This window comes from Hymenobacter amundsenii (assembly GCF_002204745.1).
GTDB lineage: Bacteria > Bacteroidota > Bacteroidia > Cytophagales > Hymenobacteraceae > Hymenobacter > Hymenobacter amundsenii.
In genome coordinates this window covers 1-1,002 of the sequence record NZ_NIRR01000098.1, presented here as the reverse complement: position 1 = coordinate 1,002, position 1,002 = coordinate 1, and the positions used below count along the sequence as shown (strand labels likewise).

The window sequence follows — 1,002 nt, the reverse complement described above, 5'->3', positions numbered from 1 at the left end:
TGTATAGTCCCAGCGTGAGGTGGGTCGGGTCATGGGTAAAGTTAACGGGGTTTTTCTGCCACTGGGCACACACAAATTCATGTGGCGTGAGGCCGCGTAAAGTCTTGAGCGGTTTGGCGTGGTTGTAGGCCAGCAAAAAGGCTTGTAGGTGCTCGTTGAGCTCCTGCGTCGTCTGATAGTGAAAGCGCTGCACGGTGGCCTCTTTCAGCGTGCGATTCATGCGTTCGACCTGGCCGTTGGTCCAAGGGTGAGCAGGCTTGGTCAGGCGATGCTCGACGCCATATTCGCGGCAAACGCGGTCAAAACTGTGCCCACCCGGCAGTACTTGATGCGGCTGTGCCGTGAACTGTACGCCATTATCGGTCAATACCTTGTGTACTTTGTAAGGCAGTTTGTCGAGCACGCGCCGCAGAAATTCTGCCGCGACCACCCGCTTAGCGCGGGGATGGAGTTCGGCGAAGGCGACCTTGCTGGTGCGGTCGATGGCCACAAACAGGTACTGCTTGCCTTCTTCCGTGTGCACTTCGGCAAAATCGACGTGCAGGTAGCCGATGGGGTAGTCCTTGAATTTTTTCTTCGGCGGACTTTGGCCCTCTTCATTCAAGGGCAGGCGGCTGATGCCGTGCCGCTGCAGACAGCGGTGCAGCGCCGAGCGCGAGAGGTGGGGAATGCTGGCCTGCAAAGCATACAGACAATCGTCGAGCGGCAACAAAGTGTGCTTTCTAAAAGCTACTATAATCGCCTCCTGCGCGAGCGTCAACACAGTGGAAACCGGTTTCGGTCCCATCGTGGCATCTGTCGTTGTCGTGCGCTTGCGCCACTTGGCGACTGTTTTGGGGTTGATGCCGTGACGGGCGGCTAACGTTTGTAGGCTTTCCTGACTACGTTGGATAGCGGCCCGTATTGCCGAAGTTGTGCGGGCGCTGCCGTGGAGTACTTGTCCCATAAGTTCGTGCGAAATTCCAGCCCGGAAAATACACCATCTCTCTCTGGGACTATACA

At 56.8% G+C, this 1,002-nt stretch carries 1 protein-coding gene; it reads right to left on the bottom strand.

The window, feature by feature from the left end; all coding sequences use genetic code 11:
- Window positions 1–946 (bottom strand): IS481 family transposase (locus CDA63_RS20075; RefSeq protein WP_088466227.1); only part of this gene is annotated, 946 nt, incomplete at its 3' end.
- Window positions 947–1,002 lie beyond the last annotated feature (56 nt).